The organism is Streptomyces bohaiensis, assembly GCF_012033785.1.
Lineage (GTDB): Bacteria > Actinomycetota > Actinomycetes > Streptomycetales > Streptomycetaceae > Streptomyces > Streptomyces bohaiensis.
This window is the reverse complement of the sequence record NZ_JAAVJC010000516.1, coordinates 1-1,453: the sequence shown is the minus strand read 5'-3', so window position 1 is coordinate 1,453 and position 1,453 is coordinate 1. Positions and strand designations below refer to the sequence as shown.

The following is a 1,453-nucleotide window of genomic DNA, read 5'->3' as shown; positions in this document are numbered from 1 at the left end:
GCGCGTGCCTGCGGGGGCCGGGCGGGGGCGTCGGCGCGACGGGGCCGGGCGGCTCCGCCCCGGCCGGGTGGGGCGGCCGAACGGTCTTGGTGCATCGTCGTCCCCTCCGGGTGTCCCGCCGGTGCGGGGCGCTCGCCCGCCCGGGCGCGGGCCGGATCAGTTCCGGTCCGCGTCCGGGGCGTCCACGAGGTCGTGTACGGCGGCGGCGAAGGCGTCGCCCCGCTCGTTGTAGTTGGTGAACATGTCCATGGAGGCGCAGGCCGGCGCCAGCAGGACGGTGTCACCGGGGCGGGCCAGCCGTGCCGCCTCGCGCACCGCGGCCGCCATCGCTCCAGTGTCGGTCCGGTCGATGTCGGACACCGGCACATCCGGCGCGTGTCGCGCCAGGGCTTCGGCGATGAGCGCCCGGTCCGCACCCAGCAGGACGACGCCGCGCAGCCGTTCGGCGGCACCGGCGGTCAGCTCGTCGAAGGTGGCGCCCTTGGCCAGGCCGCCGGCGATCCACACGATCGACGGGTACGCCGCCAGCGACGCCTGCGCGGCGTGCGTGTTGGTCGCCTTGGAGTCGTCGACCCACGCCACGTCACCGATGTCCGCCACGTGGGCGATGCGGTGGGCGTCGGGCCGGAACGCCCGCAGTCCGTCGCGGACGGCGACCGGCTCCACGCCCCAGGCGCGGGCCAGCGCGGCCGCGGCCAGGGCGTTGGCGATGTTGTGCGGGGCGGCGGGTCGGACGTCGGCGACGGCGGCGAGCTCGGCGGCGGCGCGCTGCCGGTCGGCGACGAACGCCCGGTCCACCAGCAGCTCCTCCACCACGCCGACCTGGGAGGGGCCGGGGGTGCCGAGGGTGAAGCCGATGGCACGGCACCCCTCGACGACGTCCGCCTCGCGCACCAGGGCCTCGGTCGCCGGGTCGGCGGCGTTGTAGACGCACGCGACGCGGTTGCCCTCGTAGGCCCGGCCCTTGTCGGCGGCGTAGGCCGCCATGGAGCCGTGCCAGTCGAGGTGGTCCGGGGCGAGGTTGAGCACGGCGGCGGAGTGCGCGCGGACGCTCGGGGACCAGTGCAGCTGGTAGCTGGAGAGTTCGACGGCGAGGACGTCGTAGGGCTCGCCGGAGAGCACCACGTCGATGATCGGCGTGCCGATGTTCCCGACCGCCGCGGTGCGCGCACCGGAGGCGGCGAGGATCGAGGCGAGCATCTGGACGGTGGTGGTCTTGCCGTTGGTGCCGGTGACGACCAGCCAGTCGGCGGGCGGCGTGCCGTCGGCCGCCGGACGGCGCAGCCGCCAGGCGAGTTCGACGTCGCCGATGACCTCGACGCCGGCCGCCTCGGCGGCGGCGAACAGCGGGCTGTCCGGCTTCCAGCCGGGCGAGGTGACGACCAGTTCCGTGCCCTCGGGGAGGGTGGCGCCGTCGCCGAGGCGGACCTCGACGGCGGGGCCGGCCCCGCCG

General features: G+C 76.6%; 1 protein-coding gene. It reads right to left on the bottom strand.

What is annotated here, in order from left to right; translation table 11 throughout:
• Nucleotides 1-156: 156 nt before the first annotated feature.
• Nucleotides 157-1,453, bottom strand: a 1,297-nt coding sequence (murD, locus tag HCN52_RS24410; RefSeq protein ID WP_168090585.1) for a UDP-N-acetylmuramoyl-L-alanine--D-glutamate ligase, incomplete at its 5' end; no start/stop codon positions are given.